The sequence below is a fragment of the Ahrensia sp. 13_GOM-1096m genome (genome assembly GCF_000620605.1).
Lineage (GTDB): Bacteria > Pseudomonadota > Alphaproteobacteria > Rhizobiales > Rhizobiaceae > Ahrensia > Ahrensia kielensis.
Genome location: NZ_JIAX01000009.1, coordinates 14,645 through 31,812, shown reverse-complemented (window position 1 = coordinate 31,812; position 17,168 = coordinate 14,645). Strand labels below are relative to the sequence as shown.

General features: G+C 48.3%; 13 protein-coding genes and 1 tRNA gene. 7 read left to right on the top strand and 7 right to left on the bottom strand.

All coding sequences use genetic code 11. The annotated features are described in order from the left end of the window. Entirely contained in the window at positions 1–867 is an 867-nt protein-coding gene (locus N530_RS0104025; RefSeq protein ID WP_026479665.1) for an SDR family oxidoreductase, read from the bottom strand. A 537-nt stretch (positions 868–1,404) separates the two neighbouring features. Then, positions 1,405–1,480: transfer RNA gene (locus N530_RS0104020), tRNA-Lys, on the bottom strand. Between the two features lie 277 nt (positions 1,481–1,757). Between N530_RS0104020 and N530_RS0104015 the strand changes: the two genes are divergently transcribed. Further along, positions 1,758–2,504 (top strand): cytochrome c biogenesis CcdA family protein, encoded by a 747-nt coding sequence (locus N530_RS0104015; RefSeq protein ID WP_026479664.1) that lies wholly within the window; start codon positions 1,758–1,760, stop codon positions 2,502–2,504. Here the strand turns inward: N530_RS0104015 and N530_RS17385 are convergent. Further along, positions 2,501–3,436: a DMT family transporter gene (locus N530_RS17385; protein WP_051540750.1), complete on the bottom strand. Its 936-nt coding sequence runs from the start codon at positions 3,434–3,436 to the stop codon at positions 2,501–2,503. The two genes, N530_RS0104015 and N530_RS17385, sit on opposite strands and share 4 nt — an antisense overlap. 85 nt (positions 3,437–3,521) lie before the next feature. On the opposite strand from N530_RS17385, the gene glmU reads away from it, so the two are divergent. Further along, complete coding sequence (gene glmU / locus N530_RS0104005) at positions 3,522–4,922, top strand: bifunctional UDP-N-acetylglucosamine diphosphorylase/glucosamine-1-phosphate N-acetyltransferase GlmU (RefSeq protein WP_202899016.1); 1,401 nt, start codon at positions 3,522–3,524, stop codon at positions 4,920–4,922. On the opposite strand, the gene recG is transcribed toward glmU, so the two are convergent. Beyond that, positions 4,919–7,024, bottom strand: a complete 2,106-nt coding sequence (recG, locus tag N530_RS0104000; protein WP_026479662.1) for an ATP-dependent DNA helicase RecG — start codon at positions 7,022–7,024, stop codon at positions 4,919–4,921. The genes glmU and recG overlap by 4 nt on opposite strands. A 120-nt stretch (positions 7,025–7,144) precedes the next feature. On the opposite strand from recG, the gene N530_RS0103995 reads away from it, so the two are divergent. Beyond that, positions 7,145–7,420, top strand: a complete 276-nt coding sequence (locus N530_RS0103995) for a succinate dehydrogenase assembly factor 2 (RefSeq protein WP_018687838.1) — start codon at positions 7,145–7,147, stop codon at positions 7,418–7,420. Then, positions 7,417–10,920: a transcription-repair coupling factor gene (gene mfd, locus N530_RS0103990; RefSeq protein ID WP_051540749.1), complete on the top strand. Its 3,504-nt coding sequence runs from the start codon at positions 7,417–7,419 to the stop codon at positions 10,918–10,920. The genes N530_RS0103995 and mfd overlap by 4 nt, the downstream gene beginning before the upstream one ends. Before the next feature lie 64 nt (positions 10,921–10,984). Here mfd and N530_RS0103985 read toward each other — a convergent pair whose 3' ends face one another. Next, the gene (locus tag N530_RS0103985) at positions 10,985–11,590 is read right to left on the bottom strand and encodes an invasion associated locus B family protein (RefSeq protein WP_035266458.1); all 606 of its coding nucleotides are present in this window, start codon (positions 11,588–11,590) and stop codon (positions 10,985–10,987) included. Positions 11,591–11,821: 231 nt separating this feature from the next. On the opposite strand from N530_RS0103985, the gene N530_RS0103980 reads away from it, so the two are divergent. Both N530_RS0103980 and N530_RS0103975 read left to right on the top strand, forming a co-directional pair. Further along, the gene (locus N530_RS0103980; RefSeq protein WP_202899015.1) at positions 11,822–13,651 is read left to right on the top strand and encodes an extracellular solute-binding protein; all 1,830 of its coding nucleotides are present in this window, start codon (positions 11,822–11,824) and stop codon (positions 13,649–13,651) included. Beyond that, positions 13,648–14,313 carry a DsbA family oxidoreductase gene (locus tag N530_RS0103975; protein ID WP_026479658.1) on the top strand — a complete coding sequence of 222 codons (666 nt, stop codon included), beginning with the start codon at positions 13,648–13,650 and terminating at the stop codon, positions 14,311–14,313. Before N530_RS0103980 ends, N530_RS0103975 begins: the two co-directional genes overlap by 4 nt. A 19-nt stretch (positions 14,314–14,332) precedes the next feature. Here N530_RS0103975 and hspQ read toward each other — a convergent pair whose 3' ends face one another. Next, the gene (gene hspQ / locus N530_RS0103970) at positions 14,333–14,680 is read right to left on the bottom strand and encodes a heat shock protein HspQ (protein ID WP_018687843.1); all 348 of its coding nucleotides are present in this window, start codon (positions 14,678–14,680) and stop codon (positions 14,333–14,335) included. A 105-nt stretch (positions 14,681–14,785) separates the two neighbouring features. Between hspQ and N530_RS0103965 the strand changes: the two genes are divergently transcribed. Next, positions 14,786–15,742, top strand: coding sequence for an AEC family transporter (locus N530_RS0103965; protein WP_026479657.1), 957 nt, complete (start codon positions 14,786–14,788; stop codon positions 15,740–15,742). 10 nt (positions 15,743–15,752) lie between these two features. Here N530_RS0103965 and N530_RS0103960 read toward each other — a convergent pair whose 3' ends face one another. Then, positions 15,753–16,982, bottom strand: coding sequence for a UbiH/UbiF family hydroxylase (locus tag N530_RS0103960; RefSeq protein WP_026479656.1), 1,230 nt, complete (start codon positions 16,980–16,982; stop codon positions 15,753–15,755). Positions 16,983–17,168 lie beyond the last annotated feature (186 nt).

The following is a 17,168-nucleotide window of genomic DNA, read 5'->3' as shown; positions in this document are numbered from 1 at the left end:
TTATACACGCAGTGCAAATTTGTCTTTGAAGTCGAACGCGAATTGATCAAATTTACGGGCAGGTGATCCCGTTATTTTGGCAATGTTGTCCGCATGAATAGCAGCGCCATATCCAGCACGATAAATGCCGAAAAGCTCAAGAAAGGCTTCAATCACCCATGGGTTCATCCCCATAGACAGCATGGATTGGCGCGCGGTGTCCTCGGACACATCAACATGCTCAACATTATGGCGAGCTACCTTGCCAATCTTCTTGGCGATTTGCGCATAAGTCAGTGCTTCGGAACCAGTAATTTCGTGAATCTGGCCGCGCAAAGCCTCTTTTCGAATCACGCCGATAAATACATCGGCAATATCGCGAACATCTGTGAAGGAAATAGCGCCATCACTTGCAGGGGCATAAATCTTTCCCGTCGATGAAATACTATCCTGATTGCCAAACAGAGCTTGCATGAAAAGATTGGGACGTATTGTTGTGACACGCAAACCTTTGTCTAGGGCGTAGATCTCTATTTGCGCATGAAGTTTTGGAAGTCGAATAGGCGCGCCAAGATTCGCGCCAAGAACAGACAATTTTATGATGTCTTTTACACCATTGGCTTTCGCGGCATCAATAATAGCTGTTTGGTGAGCAACCATATCGGGATGCGCAGGAGAAATGAGGACGACAGCCTCAACACCCATTGTTGCCTCTTTGAGGCTGCCCAAATCTGTATAATCCCCTTTTACAATCTGCGTACCGTCAGGAAATGCTGATTTTGCTGCCACTGGATCGCGTGTAAGCGCTTTAAAGGCGATGTTCTTGTCTGTCAGCCGCCGCACTAATTTCGAGCCGACATTACCTGTTGCGCCTGTTACTAAAATCATGTCGGTGGTTCCCGCTTTTATTTAGCTGCAGATATCCCGCCCAAGAAAATTTGCGTGCAGACCGCCCATCATGACGCTTCCATCATCTTCGCTTTTTAAGCAGCTTTAGAAGCAAGGTATGGCGCTAAGAGATGCCAAGTACTTACTATTAAGTAGAGCTTCTGGGTGGTCATGAGGCTCCGCAAACGCAGGCGGAAATATAAAACAGGTTTGATATAAATTATCAAATACTGATTAATATAATTATGCATTAATTCGAACTATATTTAATATAAGTTAACATAAACACATAGAATTAAAACGCATGAATAAATATAACGCGTATTAGTATTAATAACAAAAGATTGAGCGGGGATATTTACTACCTAGACGCCAAAACAACTCTAAAGCGCGGATAAAATGGACAATTAAGCCATAAAAGGTTTACTGAGGACGCATTTGAGGTTTCCGCAAAGCAAACATTAGAACGCGTTAGCATTCCATTCGAACTCAATGGAAACACTCAAACATTCATCAATGTAATTTTATGAGAGAGTATGGTGAGCGCGCAGGGATTCGAACCCTGGACCTACTGATTAAAAGTCAGTTGCTCTACCAACTGAGCTACGCGCTCCCAAAAGGGAAACCAAATTTGATTGGATAAATCAGAAAATATCCTTCTGGTCGGCGCGAGGTATAGGGATACATTATCGCGCGGTCAACCGCGTTTTTGCGTTGAAATGTAGAAAAATTCAGTATTTTTCCACACACGCGAAATGGTGATTGGCTTGTGATCGTTTTACAGCCTATTTGTGCCCCTAATTTCAAAGGGTGCGCGGTTTAACCACCTTGTAAACAAACCAAATAAGCCGCTTAAGCCCTAAATTAGAGAATCACACGGATTAAGCTGCATGGCACTGGACATTTCTTACGCAACGGCACTGGGTGCAGGCGCCTTATCATTTCTATCACCATGCGTTTTACCGCTTGTACCACCTTATCTGTGCTACATGGCCGGCGTTACTGTGGATGAATTTCGCGGTGAGGCGGCAGAGAAAAAAGCCATCGTCATACGCGGCGCACTCATCACCGCTTCGCTTGCCTTTGTTTTAGGCTTTACAACCGTATTCGTGGCGCTTGGAGCAGGGGCCAGCACGATCGGCGGCTTTTTGCGTGCATATCAGCAAGAACTGGCAATCGCGGCCGGTGTCGTGATCATTATCATGGGCTTGAATTTCCTTGGCGTTTTCCGCTTGTCGATATTATCGCGCGAAGCACGGTTTCAAGCGCAAGGAAAACCAGCCAATCCCTTCATGTCTTATATTATGGGCCTTGCCTTCGCATTTGGCTGGACACCGTGCATCGGGCCCGTGCTCGGCCCAATCCTTACGCTCGCAGGCGCAAAGGACAGCGTAGCAGACGGCGCAATGCTGCTGGCGGTCTATTCAGCAGGTCTCGGCATCCCGTTTTTAATTGCAGCACTGTTCTCTGGCGCATTCATGCGATTCTTGAGCCGTTTTCGCAGCAAAATGGGTTTGGTCGAAAAAGTAATGGGCGTTCTTCTGATCATTGCCGGCGTGTTGTTCTTGACCGGCGGCATGCAAAGCATGGCCTTTTGGCTGCTTGAAGAGTTTCCAGCGCTCGGACGCCTTGGTTAAGCTGCTTTTCGCTTAAACTTATCAAGCATGGATTTGGGAAAAGTCGCCATTGTTACGCCGACCATGACGCAAATAATGCCAATGATGTGAAATGGTAGCAATTCTTCGCCAAGAAAGATCACTGCCATCAGCACGCCGTAAGGCGTCATCAGATACATAAACAATCCGGCAATGGATGCACCAAGCGCGCGCACCCCATATTGATAAGCTGAAAACGCAATCAAAGATGAAATAACAATAATCCCTGCCACAGCGCTCCATGCAGAAGCCGAGTGAGGCAATTGCGCGCCTGTATAAAAAGCATAGGCTGCAACGGGTAAGTTGATGATCGCGCCGAAAATAGCGATTATCCCGAAAAGCGTAACACTGGAAACTCCGCTAAAGCGCTCAGAGCGATAGAGGATGGAATATCCAGCCCATGACAAAGCGGCCAAAGCAATCAGCAAATCGCCAGGGTTAAACGCAAACTGCGCAATCGTATTAAAGCTACCCTTAGCCACAATAATAACAACGCCCACAAATGCCACGGCGATTCCCAAGCCTTCACGTGGGTTGGACTTACGTGCCGCAAACACACGCTCTAGCAGAATGATGAGAATCGGCGCTGTGGAATAAATCAGCGTTGCATTGGTCGCGGTTGTCGATTGAAGGCCTAAATACACGCCGCTGCCAGAAATCCCCATGCCCAAAAAGCTCAAAAACAAGAAGAAGGGCCACTCAGTTCGCATTAAACGCACCATTTGCGCACCGCCGCTTTTAATAGCAAATGGCAAAAGAATAATCGCAACGCACGCCCAGCGAATAAATGCCAATATAAAAGGGTCCGATTCCGGTGCAACATAACGCCCGAAAATAAGATTCGTTGAGAAAGCAACCGGCGCAAGGATCATCACGATGATCGGGAACCAATTTGAAGAAGACTGTGTGCTCATTCTAGCGCAATCTCACGCAACACAATATTCTTCAAGCCATATCTTGCGCTATGTGTCCTGCCATGAAATCAAGGCGCACCTATAAATGATGGTCATAATTGACTATCCGACCGATGGAGCCGTCCATATGACGCGAAAATGCCTCACAATCATCCTTGCAGCAGGCAAGGGTACGCGCATGAAATCCGATTTGCCAAAAGTGCTTCATCCTGTTGGCGGTCTACCAATGGTTATGCATGCGATCAATGCTGCAAAAACAGCTGGTACGGACAGGCTGGCGGTTGTGACAGGGCACGGCGCAGAACTGCTTGACGAGGCGCTGAAGTCGCACGGTGTGGACGCGCAAACATGTATCCAGAAAGAACAATTAGGCACCGCCAATGCCGTTGATGCAGCGCGCAGCGTTATTGATGAAGGCTTTGATGATGTCATCGCTATGTTTGGCGATACGCCATTGGTAAAACCTGAAACACTGGCTGACGCACGTGAAAAACTAAAAGCTGGTGCCGACGTCGTTGTGATCGGCTTTGAAACGGATAATCCATTCGGTTATGGCCGTTTGGTTGTCAAAGAGGGTCAGTTAACCGCTATTGTCGAAGAAAAAGAAGCCAATGAAGCTGAACGTGCAATTACGTTCTGCAATGGCGGGCTGATGGCATTTAACGGCCGCAAACTTGGCGGGCTGCTGGATAAGATCGACAATAAAAATGCCAAGGGTGAATTTTATCTGACCGATGCTGTTGCTGTTGCCAATGCTCAAGGGCTGCATGTTGAAGCAATGATTGCATCTGAAGAAGATGTGCTTGGCGTTAATAATCGCGTAGAACTGGCCAATGTTGAGCAAATTTGGCAAGAGCGCATACGCGAGAAACATTTGCTAGACGGGGTCAGCATGACCGCTCCGCATACTGTTTTCTTCCATCATGACACTAAAATCGAATCTGGTGTTGTGATCGAACCTAATGTGTTTTTCGGGCCGAAAGTAAGCATTGATAAAGGCGCAAGGATTCGTGCCTTTAGCCATCTGGAAGGTGCTCAAATTGGCACAAATGCCGAAGTTGGACCTTTTGCGCGCCTCCGGCCTGGGGCAAATTTGAGCGAAAAGGCTAAGGTTGGCAATTTCTGCGAAGTTAAAAATGCTGACATTGCCGAAGGGGCGAAGGTCAATCATCTAACTTATATTGGTGATGCCTCTATTGGTGCTGGCGCAAATATCGGCGCAGGCACAATTACCTGCAATTATGACGGCATGAATAAGGCCAAGACGACGATTGGTTCGGGCGCATTTATCGGCTCCAACTCCTCATTGGTAGCGCCATTAACAATCGGCGACAATGCCTATATCGCGTCAGGTTCGGTCATCACGAATGATATTCCAGTAGATGCCGTTGGTTTTGGCCGCGCACGTCAAGAAACCAAACTGGGTCTGGCTGTAAAATTACGCGCGCGTATCAAAGCGATGAAAGAAGCATCAAAGAAAACCTAACCTGCTTGCAAAAGCCGGATCGCGCTATCGCGCTCAAACAAATAGAGCAGGGTGCGTAGCGCTTGGCCGCGCTGCGTTTCCAGCTTTGGATCATTGTGGATTATCAGCCGCGCATCGTCGCGTGCGATCTCCAAAAGATGTCCATGCGCTTCCATTCGTGCCAAGCGAAAACCTGCCATTCCGGACTGCCGTGTGCCCAAAACTTCACCTTCGCCGCGAAGCTGCAAATCCTCTTCAGCAATGCGAAACCCATCTTCGGTTTGCCGCATCACTTCTAGGCGTGCACGCGATGTTTCGCCGAGCGGATCTTTGTAGAGTAACAAACAGCTGGAATCTTGATCGCCGCGGCCAACACGGCCGCGCAGCTGGTGCAATTGCGACAGGCCAAAGCGTTCCGCATGTTCAATCACAATAATCGTTGCATCAGGCACATCAACGCCAACTTCAATAACCGTTGTTGCAACAAGAATACGCGTTTCGCCAGATTTAAACGCAGCCATTGCAGCGTCTTTTTCTGCACCCTTCATTTGCCCATGAACAAGTCCAACATCGCCGCCAAAGCGGCTACTCAGTTCTTTGTGCCGTTGCTCCACTGAAGTCAGATCCAGATCGTCATTTTCTTCCACAAGAGGGCAAATCCAATAGATTTTTTGTCCCTCTTTGATCGCATCGCCCATACGGGTGGTAATTTCTTCAATCCGGCCAAGCGGCAGCGCAACCGTCTTAATCGGCTTGCGGCCAACAGGTTTTTCATCAAGCCGTGAAACATCCATATCGCCGTAATGCGTAAGAACCAATGTGCGCGGTATCGGTGTTGCTGTCATAACCAGCATGTCCGTTGCTTGCCCTTTAGACGCCAAGAGCAGGCGTTGGTGAACGCCAAAACGGTGCTGCTCATCCACAACGGCAAGGCCAAGGTCTTTAAAAACAACACCTTCTTGAAAAATCGCATGGGTTCCAATGAGAATATCAAGCTCGCCAGCAGCCAGCGCAGCCAACAAATCGCGGCGCACGACACCTTTTTCGCGGCCCGTGAGCAGGTCGACGCGCAAGCCTGCACGCTCTGCAATCGGCTTAATCGTCGCAAAGTGTTGGCGCGCCAGCACTTCAGTTGGTGCCATCAAAGCTCCTTGCGTGCCCGCTTCAACGGCAGTGCTAAGCGCAGATAAAGCCACAATCGTTTTGCCGCTACCAACATCACCTTGCAGCAAGCGAAGCATGCGCTCGTCAGACGCCATATCCTTTTTGATTTCATCAATTGACCGTTTTTGCGCACCGGTAAGCGGATAATGAAATGCCTCAAGAACGCGCTGATTTATGGTGTTGTCGCCAGCCAATTTACGTCCGGCACTGCGCTTCATCGTTTTGCGAACCAAAGCCAACGCGAGCTGTCCTGCCAGCAATTCATCATAAGCAAGGCGCTGACGCGGCAAAGTATCCAGCGCAAGATCAGCCTCCGAATCAGGATTATGCAATGTCTCAAGTGCTTGCTTAAATGGCGGAAACTGTTCACGCGCCAGAAGAGTTGGGTCAATCCATTCGGGCATTTCTGGTACGCGTTCTACAGATTGCGTCACAGCTTTTCGTAACACTTTAGATGAAAGACCAGCCGTAAGTCCATATATTGGCTCAACTAATGGCAATTCATGCGATTTACTTTCAAGCACCATATAGTCTGGATGCACCATAGAAGCGCGACCATTGAACCATTCCACACGGCCAGACACGATGACTCTTTCACCAACAGGCAGCGCATTTTCCAGCCAATTGCCTTTTGCTCTGAAAAACGTGAGGCTGATTTCGCCTGTCTCATCATGTCCAAAAACACGGTATGGCACACGCGGCTGACCGCGCGGTGTGGGCTGGTGCCGGTCAATATAAAGCGCAAGCGTAACGATGCCGCCGCCAGCAAAGGCAATGCCCGGGCGCGAGCGGCGGTCAATCAAAGAGTGCGGCAAATGAAATGCCAAGGCACTTACGCGCGGCACATTAAGCTCTCCACTGTTACCCAGCAGATTGCCCAAAAGAATAGCCACTTTATTACCAATGCCCTCAAGCGTGGTAACGGGTGCAAACAATGGATCGAGAATAGAAGGGCGCATGACTTATCTTTGTTTCGAAATTGCTGACAGATCAAGGCTGACAAACCAATAGTGTAGCGTTATACCGCCAACTCTAGCAAAGATTGAAAAAAGCATATCAAAGCGAATTAAAGGCAAGGCATGACCGAAGCAATATCACTTGATGCACGGCGCAAACGCGCACGATTTCGTTCTTGGCACCGTGGCATGAAAGAGATGGATATGATCTTGGGCGGTTACGCCGATGCACATATCAACGATATATCAGAATCAGATCTGACAATTCTTGAAGATTTGATGGATAGTCTCGACCGTGATCTTTTCAAATGGTTCACAGGCGAAGGCCCAGTGCCTGACGAATTTAACACGCCTGTGTTTCACAAAATTTGTGCTTTTCATAAAATAGATCTGTCATGAACGATAAAGCTATTTTGTTCGACCTGCCGCATATTCCCAAAGATGCAGGCGAGGTTACACTTGCCAATGCCGCTGATGGCATAGAAGCACTATTTGCTGCCCGATATGCGCAGACGCTCAAAGCGCCCGTTTATTATGTAGCGCGCGATGGCGCACATATGGCTGAGCTCGCGCAGATTATTGCGTTTGAAGCGCCGGACTTGAAAGTCATCAATTTTCCCGCTTGGGACTGTTTGCCCTATGACCGCGTGTCACCGAGCGCAGAAGTCTCAGCGCAGCGCATGATGGCATTGGCAGCAATTGGTGCGTTAAAAGAAACGCCCAAAGCGGCTATTATCATCACATCGGCCAACGCCGTCTTGCAACGCGTTCCAAAGATTGAATCTGTCGCACAGCAGATGTTTTCGGCCAAACCCGGCTCCGTTATCGCAATGGATGAAATCACGCGCAAACTCTCAAGCAATGGCTTTGAGCGGGTTAGCACTGTGCGCGAAATTGGTGAATTTGCTGTGCGCGGCGGTATTCTTGATCTTTTCGCACCAGGCAGCGATGCACCTGTCCGGTTGGACTTTTTTGGCGATACGCTGGAAACAATTCGCTCATTTGATCCCGCAACACAGCGCACAATTACACAGCTTAAATCATTCTCGCTCCAACCTATGAGCGAAGTCACGCTCAACGCGCAGACGATTGCACGTTTCAGATCGGGTTATTTGGAGACATTTGGCGCCACACAGCGCGGCGATGCACTTTATGAAGCCATTACAGCGCAAAGCCGTTTTGCTGGCATGGAGCACTGGCTGCCTCTTTTTTATGAGGTGCTGGACGAACCGCTGTTAATTTTAGATGACGCGCCGATCATTTTTGAGCATCTGGCGAAGGATTCGATTGCAGAGCGCAGAGCGCAGGTCGATGACCATTATGATTCGCGCAAAACATCATTGGAAAATTCTAAAAGTGGGCAGGGCACGCCTTATAAACCACTTGATCCTGATCTGCTTTATGTCGGTAAGAGTGAATTTGAATCCAGCCTAACAGGCCGCACACGCATTAACATCACCCCTTTTGATGAGCCGGAAAGCGATACACGATCAATTGTATCGCTAGATGCGAAAACTGGCCGTAACTTCTCAGCTGAACGCGCCACGCCTAATCTAAATGTCTTTGAAATTGCGGCGCGCTATATTGCAGATCGTCGCGCAGATAATAAGCGCACGCTGCTGACCGGTTGGTCGGACGGTTCACTTGGCCGTTTGCGCCAGATACTAGAAGAGCATGGTCTGGGCGGTTTTCAGCCCATTGAGCGCGCATCAGATATTGCCAATGTTCAAAATGGTGTCACTGCGACTGCGGTATTAAATATTGAACACGGTTTTGAAACACCAAGTACAATTGTTTTAGCCGAACAGGACATTTTGGGCGACAGATTAGTGCGCCGCCGCCGCAAAAAACGCGCCTCTGATTTCATCTCCGAAGTCGCATCGCTAAATGTGGACGATCTGGTTGTTCATGTTGATCACGGTATTGGCCGCTTTGCAGGCCTGAAAACCATTGATGTGACGGGCGCACCGCATGACTGCCTCGAAATTAGATACCACGGCGATGATCGCCTGTTCCTACCAGTTGAAAACATCGAGCTTTTATCGCGCTACGGTTCGGATAGCGCAGAAGCACAGCTTGACCGCCTAGGCGGCGGCGCATGGCAATCACGCAAAGCCAAGCTTAAGAAGCAACTGCTTGAGATGGCAGGGGAACTCATTGCCATTGCCGCTGAACGCCAAATGCGCGATGCGCCAATATTGCGCTCGCCAGATGGTCTTTATGATGAATTTGCAGCACGTTTCCCATATGATGAGACAGAAGATCAGCAGAGCGCCATTGATGCCGTCATTGATGATCTAGGCGCTGGAAAACCCATGGACCGCTTGGTTTGCGGTGATGTTGGATTTGGCAAAACAGAAGTTGCACAGCGGGCAGCCTTTTTAGGTGCCATGAACGGCGTTCAGGTCGCGGTTGTTGTACCAACGACATTGCTTGCCCGTCAGCATTACAAAGCAATTTCTGAACGTTTCGCTGGCCTGCCCATCAAGGTTGCGCATGCATCACGGCTTGCAGGCTCCAAAGCTTTGTCTGAAGCGAAAAAAGGCATTGCGGACGGCACTGTTGATATCGTGATCGGCACCCATGCGCTGCTAGCAAAAACCATCAGCTTTAAAAATCTTGGCGTGCTTATTATCGATGAAGAGCAGCGTTTTGGTGTGAAACATAAAGAGCGTTTAAAAGAGCTTAAATCAGACATTCATGTGCTGACCCTATCGGCAACACCAATCCCGCGCACCATGCAATTGGCGCTAACGGGCGTGCGCGAATTGTCGCTTATCACAACGGCACCCGTTGACCGTTTAGCGGTGCGAACCTTCGTGTCGCCGTTTGATTCGCTGATTATTCGCGAGACGTTGCTGCGCGAAAAATATCGCGGCGGCCAAAGCTTTTATGTCTGCCCACGCGTTTCAGATATCGCTGATGTGAAAGCTTTTCTCGAAAGCGATGTTCCAGAACTGCGCGTTGCAATCGCCCACGGCCAAATGGCATCGAGCGAGCTGGAAGATGTCATGAACGCGTTTTATGACGGTTCTTACGATGTGCTTTTAGCAACCACGATTGTCGAATCGGGACTAGATATTCCATCTGCAAACACATTGATCGTGCACCGCGCCGATATGTTCGGCCTTGCACAGCTTTACCAATTGCGTGGACGTGTTGGCCGCTCGAAACTGCGCGCCCATGCGCTGTTTACGCTTCCGGTCAATAAAACGCTGACGAAAAATGCTGAGCGCCGCCTTAAAGTCTTGCAATCACTGGACACGCTTGGTGCTGGCTTCCAATTGGCAAGCCATGATTTGGATATTCGCGGTGCGGGCAATTTGCTTGGCGATGAACAATCCGGCCATATCAAAGAAGTCGGTTTTGAGCTTTATCAGCAAATGCTGGAAGAGGCGGTCGCAGAACTCAAAGGCGATAACAGCCCGCAATCATCTGAATGGTCGCCGCAAATTACAATCGGTACACCAGTCATGATACCGGAAAGCTATGTTGCTGACCTGTCATTGCGTTTGTCGCTCTATAGGCGCCTTGGTGATTTTGAAGAATTGCAGGAAATTGATGCATTCGGCGCTGAAATGGTCGACCGCTTTGGTCCGCTACCAAGCGAAGTCGAGCACTTACTGAAAATCGTTTATATCAAAGCACTTTGCCGCAAGGCTAATGTTGAGAAAATTGACGCAGGGCCAAAAGGCGCAGTTGTTACATTCCGTGAGAAAACGTTTGTGGATCCGGCAGGTCTTGTCAAATGGATTGGCGAGCAGGGCACTTTGGCCCGTATCCGTCCGGATCAGTCGATTGTCTTTGCCCGTGATTGGCCAAGTGCAGAAAAACGCCTCAAAGGGGCAGCGGTCATCATCAATAAGCTGGCCAAAATCGCAGAAGCTTCAAACAACTAAATACAAAAAAGCCGCTGGTTTTATCCAGCGGCTTTGATTTTTAATAAAGAAACTTAAGCAGTTTTTACTGCGCGCTTTTCGCTTTTTCCTGCTCATCTTTGAGCTTTTTCTGGAATTCTTCGCGGCGCTTTACGATCTCAGCTTGAAGTTCTTGCTGGCGATCTTGCAATTCAGACTGCTTTAGTGGCTCACCATCAAATGCTGATGTAAAACCTTCCAAAGTGATCTTGATTGGGTTTGGCTGGTTTTGGAAATTAACAGTCGTCAATGTCAATTCACCGCCACGCTTCAAAGAAGCAACCAATTCCGGTGTCAATGGAGCTTCAGCAACACAGCGGTCTGGCAAGCAGATTGAGTAATTAATCTTCTTGGCTGTGCCACCGTCGATTTGCATGCCAACACCGGCTGGAATAACGCGGCCAGTTGGAACGGCAATCTGGAAGAGAGCACGGTTTGTTTTACCTGTGATCTGGATGAGGTTCACGGCTGTCAAAAGCTGGCCAGTATTGGCTTGGCGAATGTTTTGTACATTACAGATGTTATTTTCACCTTGCTGAGTACATACTTTAAACCAACCTTGCGGCTGTTGTTGAGCAGCATCTTGTGCAGATGCAGGCGTCATAATGGAAGTAGCTGCGAGGGCAGCAAAACCGAAAACTGTTTTATTCATGAGTGAACGCATAAGCGAGCTTGTCCTTTTAGATACTTCAAATTGTGTTCTCGACGCTCTGGGCTTGAAATAAGGCCGCAAAATGTCATTTGTTCTCGCCCGTTTACACAAATGGACACGTAATTTCCAGCCCCACAAATAGACTTGATAGAATTTATCGCTTGGGTTGGACGGCACAATTGCACAATGATAGTGTTACGACTCATTAATACCAGCCTTGGGAGAGACCTTTTGCTTGCTAAATTTCAAAGCTGCTTAGCTGTTGGCGCCATATTACTTGCAACAACTTCATTCGCAGTCGCCGAGCCTAAACATGGCATTGCAATGCATGGAGAGCCACAATTACCCGCTGATTACAAACACTTCCAATATGTAAATCCAGATGCGCCTAAGGGTGGCTCCATGGCTTATGGTGTCGTTGGCACTTTCGATAGCCTCAACCCCTTTGTGTTAAAAAGCATGCGCACAACTGCGCGAGGCATATGGGATCCAGAATTCGGCAATCTTGTTTATGAATCATTGCTTCAACGCAATTACGATGAACCGTTTACCATGTACGGATTGCTAGCCGAGAAGGTTGAAACCGACGACGAGCGCACATGGATCGAATTTACGCTTAATGCAGATGCAAAATGGTCTGACGGTGTGCCTGTCACACCAGAAGATGTTATCTTCACCTATGAAATCTTAACCGAGAAGGGCCGCCCACCTTATGATGGTAGAATGGCCCGTATCGAAAAGATTGAAAAAACCGGTGAGCGCAAAGTTAAATTCACCTTCAATGAAAAATCAAACCGTGAATATCCGCTCATTATTGGCCTAACGCCTGTTCTGCCAAAACACGCCATTGACCCTGAAACATTTGAGCAATCTACACTTGAAGCACCAATTGGCAGCGGGCCATATCTGGTGGGTGAAGTGAAACCGGGCACAAGCATCGCTTATAAACGAAACCCTGACTATTGGGGCAAAGATATCCCATCAAAAGTTGGGGTCGATAATTATGACGAAATCAAAGTTGAATATTTCCGCGATACGACAGCGCAATTCGAAGCTTTCAAGAAAGGTGTGTTTGACATCTATCCTGAAACGGACCCAGGAAAATGGGAAAACAATTATGATTTTCCAGCTGTCAGCGAAGGCAAAATAATAAAATCCACATTCACATCCGATGAACCTGAGCGGATGGTTGGTTTTTTCTTCAATACACGCCGTGAAATTTTTAAAGAGCGCGAAGTGCGTGAAGCATTGTCCATGCTGTTTGACTTTGAATGGGTCAACAAAAACCTGTTCAATGATCGTTTCACACGTACTGGCTCCTATTGGCAAAATTCGAAAGAACTATCTGCTCTTGGCCGCCCTGCGGATGACAAAGAGAAAGAGCTACTTGCACCTTTCATGGGTGATGTTTTGCCAAGTGTTATGGATGGCACCTATGCGCCAACTAAAACGGATGGTTCGGGCCGTGATCGCAAAATTATGCGTGATGTGGTTAAAAAGCTCAGCGAGGCTGGATACATAATTGAAGGCGGCAAGATGATGAAAGACGGCAAGCAATTGTCGTTTGAAGTGCTTATCGGCAGTGTCGCCGGTGCATCACAAAGTGAAATCGAGCGCATGGTGTTGGCGTATCAGCGCACGGCTGAAGCCGTAGGCATCAATGTTGGCATTCGCGCTGTTGATGATGCACAATTTCAAAAGCGCCGCCAGACATGGGATTATGACATGGTTGCAGGTGCACTGTCGGCATCTCTGTCACCCGGCGCAGAACAAATCTGGCGTTGGGGTTCACAATCTGTCGAACCTGAAGGCACATTTAACTATTCCGGTGGCTCATCTGAAGGCATTGACGCGATGATTGATGCACTTGTGAATGCGCGTGAACGCGAAGATTTTGCAGCCTCCGTGCGCGCTTATGATCGCTTACTGATATCGGGACATTATGTGATCCCACTATACCACCTCAGCGAAAAACGCGTGGCGCATAGATCACGCATCAAACAGCCGGATTACAGCCCTCTATACGGCTACCAATTACCAACATGGTGGATCGAAGAATGAGCGCTGCGGAAAATACTGTAAAACTCGACATCGTTTCAGATGTTATGTGCCCTTGGTGCTTTGTCGGCAAAAGACGACTTGAAAAAGCACTCGAAAATACCGATCCGAATATTAGTGTCGAGATTAACTGGCTGCCGTTTCAGCTGGATGCAACATTGCCGCCAGAGGGCAAAGACCGACAGCTTTATCTATCCGATAAATTTGGCGGAAAAGAAAATGCTGACAAGTTTTACCAGACGATAAAGCAAGCAGGCGAGGGTGAGGGGATAGATTTCGACTTTGATGCCATAAAAGTCTCTCCCAACACACTTGATGCACACCGTTTAATTGCTTGGGCTGGTCAGCAAGGCGATGAACCGCAAAATCAAATGGTCGAATTGCTGTTCAAAGCCTATTTCCAAGATGGCAAAAATATCGGTGACCATGCTGTTCTGACCGAAATTGCGATTGAAGCTGGAATGGACGCAAAGCAAATTGCCGCAAGATTAAAATCTGAAGATGGTCTTTTGGAAACGAGACAAGCCATCGACCACGCACAACAAATCGGTGTGAGCGGCGTACCGTGCTTTATATTTGATGGAAAATACGGCGTTTCGGGTGCGCAAGCGCCAGAAACATTGGCAATGGCGATTAAAAAGATTGCTGCCGGTGAGGGGCTATAAAAGCCCTCCACCCAAACATTTAGTGTCCGAAATTGTCGCGCGTCATGTAACGGTTTTTTTCAGAGTTCCAGTCAAATATCTCTTCAACTTGCGGATGACGAACGGGCGTGCCTGATTCATCCAGCACCAAATTTTGCTCTGAAACATAGGCGACATATTCAGAATCGTCATTTTCGGCGAGCAAATGATAATAAGGCTGCTCTTTTGAAGGGCGCACGTCTTCAGGAATTGAATCATACCACTCATCGGTGTTGTCAAATTCCGGATCAACATCAAAAACAACTCCGCGAAACGGATAGAGCCGATGTTTGACGACTTGTCCGATTGCATAGCGTGTTTCAACAATTTTTGTAGCTCTTTTACCCATATAGTTTAAATGACCTGTTCAATCGGGCTTTTCAAGGGCTTGACCATCAATCTGCGCGCGCTTTAAGCCTTAAATAGCCCGTATTTTCGTCTGTGAGGAACAATAATGGCAAGCATTATCGCGCTTGTACTGCCATTTTTTGGCCTGATAGCACTCGGATTTGCAACTGCACGCTTGACCAAACAGCCGCTTGAAGCGCTTGGTTGGATGAATACGTTCATCATCTATATTGCGCTGCCTGCATTGTTTTTCAAGCTATTGTCGCAGACGCCCATCGAAGAATTAACGCAGTGGCGTTACATTCTAGCAACGACATTTTCCACCTATATCGCTTTTTCATTGGTCTTTGCGCTCGGCATTTGGCGCAGCAAAGGCAATGTCGCCGAAAGTGCGATTATGGGATTTGCAGGTGCTTATGGCAATATTGGCTATATGGCACCGGGCCTAGCTTTGCTGGCATTTGGCGAAGCTGCTGTTGTGCCTGTCGCGCTAATTTTTTGTTTTGATAACACATTACACTTTGTTTTAGCGCCCTTGCTCATGGCACTGTCAGGCAGCGGCGACCAAAATATCTCCAAGCTTCAACTCGTTGGGCAGGTTGCAAAACGCATTTTGTTACATCCCTTCATTTTGGCAACAATTGTCGGTGTTTTAGCCGCTATATTTGAAGTCCAGCCGCCAATAGCCATCGGCACATTGATTGATTATCTTGCCAATGCAGCTGCGCCCTGCGCACTATTTGCCATGGGTGTTTCGCTCGCACTCAGGCCGCTAAAACGTGTGCCGCAAGAAGCGATATTTATCGCCCCGATGAAACTCATCATACAGCCGATAATCGTATATATATTGGTGACTTCAATCGGCGATTTTCCGCCAATTTGGGTTTATTGCGCAATGCTTTTGGCAGCACTGCCAAGCGCAACCAATGTCTTTGTTATCGCTCAGCAATATAATATCTGGGTGGAACGCGCGTCAGCAATGGTGCTTATCACCACCGTTTTGTCTGTATTTACAGTCACGGCACTGCTTTATCTGGCAAAGAACAACTTAATTCCGCTGTAAAGATAATCACTTAACTTGGACTACTCACTGCTTTTCGCTTATCCACCAAGCTGCTTAGGACGTTGGAAAAACTGCTGCCCGGCTTAATGCCTTCGCGCATAAAAATACCGCGAAGAGGGCCGCCATATTTCAACGCGCCCATGCCCAGCGCACGCGCCATATGAAGCGGAACAAACCCGCTCAGCAATGATCTGTTGAGTAAATCAACCGCGCCAGTACGCAAATAAATATCAGTGCGGCGTTTGCGATCATAATGGCTTGTCACACTGCTCGCGCCAGCATCCTTAGGTTCGCTTGATAAAGCTGCGCCCAAATCTTCAACATCGCGAAAACCAAGGTTAAGCCCTTGCGCGCCAATTGGCGGAAAAGCATGTGCTGCTTGACCAACAAGTACGCACCGGCGCTTAGCAAATTGATGCGCCAATGAACCCGATAGCGGCCAAGCCTGAACCTTGGTCGGGTTACTGATTTTCCCAAGCATGGATTGCATCTGCTTCTCAATGGCGAGGCAAAGCTCATCATCGCCCATTGCCATGAGCGTTTGCACTTCTTCAGGCTTTCTAACCCACACAAGACTTGATCGCTTTCCAGGAAGAGGGACCTGCGTAAACGGGCCTTCTACAGTATGAAACTCAGATGAAACAAAATTATGGCTGCGCGCATGATCAAACGCCATAACGCACGCTGTTTGCGGATAATCCCAGCGGCGAACATCAATACCTGCCGATTGACGCACGATAGATTGCGCGCCATCAGCACCCACAACAAGTTGAGCTGTAATCTTATTTCCATCTGACAATGTCAGCTCTGCCGCATCCTCACTGTAGTGAACGGCGCTCAGGGAAATATCCATTTGCTGAATAGTTGGCGTGCCATCAATCGCTTTTTGCAAAGCTGCATTCAATATCCGGTTGGGGATATTAAAGCCAAATTCATTTTCGCCGATCTCTTCGGCTTTAAAGTCGGTTGTCGGCGCATGTAGCAGGCGCTTGGTATCATCGACAATACGCAATGTGCGCAAGGGCGCAGCATGAGGCGCGCAGTCACTCCAAACGCCCATGGCTTTAATGAGATCAATACTCGGCACCATAAGTGCTGTGGTGCGCGCATCGCTATCAACATGTGAGCCCGACGGCGCAAGAATAATGACACTGCGTCCATGGCTGGCACATTTAAGTGCGGCAGCCATGCCTGTGGGGCCGCCGCCAACAACAACGATATCTGCACTTGAATGGGACATGGTATCTTATTCCATCATTATTCAACTGCGTTTAAAATGGTGCAGCAGCGGCGCAGTGTCCACCGGCATGATGCCGCACATTAAATTTTACGTTTAAATACAATCTAGCTTGGGGAAAAGTCTTTTGAGCTTTTATGCGTATTGCGTGTGTGCAAGACTTGGTTAAAGTAGCTTGGGATAGGGAGA

Coding starts and splice junctions, on each gene's coding strand:
- N530_RS0103960 (WP_026479656.1), bottom strand. CDS start 16,982: ATGTCCCATTCAAGTGCAGATATCGTTGTTGTTGGCGGCGGCCCCACA.
- recG (WP_026479662.1), bottom strand. CDS start 7,024: ATGCGCCCTTCTATTCTCGATCCATTGTTTGCACCCGTTACCACGCTT.
- N530_RS0103965 (WP_026479657.1), top strand. CDS start 14,786: ATGGCAAGCATTATCGCGCTTGTACTGCCATTTTTTGGCCTGATAGCA.
- N530_RS0104025 (WP_026479665.1), bottom strand. CDS start 867: ATGATTTTAGTAACAGGCGCAACAGGTAATGTCGGCTCGAAATTAGTG.
- mfd (WP_051540749.1), top strand. CDS start 7,417: ATGAACGATAAAGCTATTTTGTTCGACCTGCCGCATATTCCCAAAGAT.
- N530_RS0103985 (WP_035266458.1), bottom strand. CDS start 11,590: ATGAATAAAACAGTTTTCGGTTTTGCTGCCCTCGCAGCTACTTCCATT.
- glmU (WP_202899016.1), top strand. CDS start 3,522: ATGATGGTCATAATTGACTATCCGACCGATGGAGCCGTCCATATGACG.
- hspQ (WP_018687843.1), bottom strand. CDS start 14,680: ATGGGTAAAAGAGCTACAAAAATTGTTGAAACACGCTATGCAATCGGA.
- N530_RS0103975 (WP_026479658.1), top strand. CDS start 13,648: ATGAGCGCTGCGGAAAATACTGTAAAACTCGACATCGTTTCAGATGTT.
- N530_RS0104015 (WP_026479664.1), top strand. CDS start 1,758: ATGGCACTGGACATTTCTTACGCAACGGCACTGGGTGCAGGCGCCTTA.
- N530_RS17385 (WP_051540750.1), bottom strand. CDS start 3,436: ATGAGCACACAGTCTTCTTCAAATTGGTTCCCGATCATCGTGATGATC.
- N530_RS0103995 (WP_018687838.1), top strand. CDS start 7,145: ATGACCGAAGCAATATCACTTGATGCACGGCGCAAACGCGCACGATTT.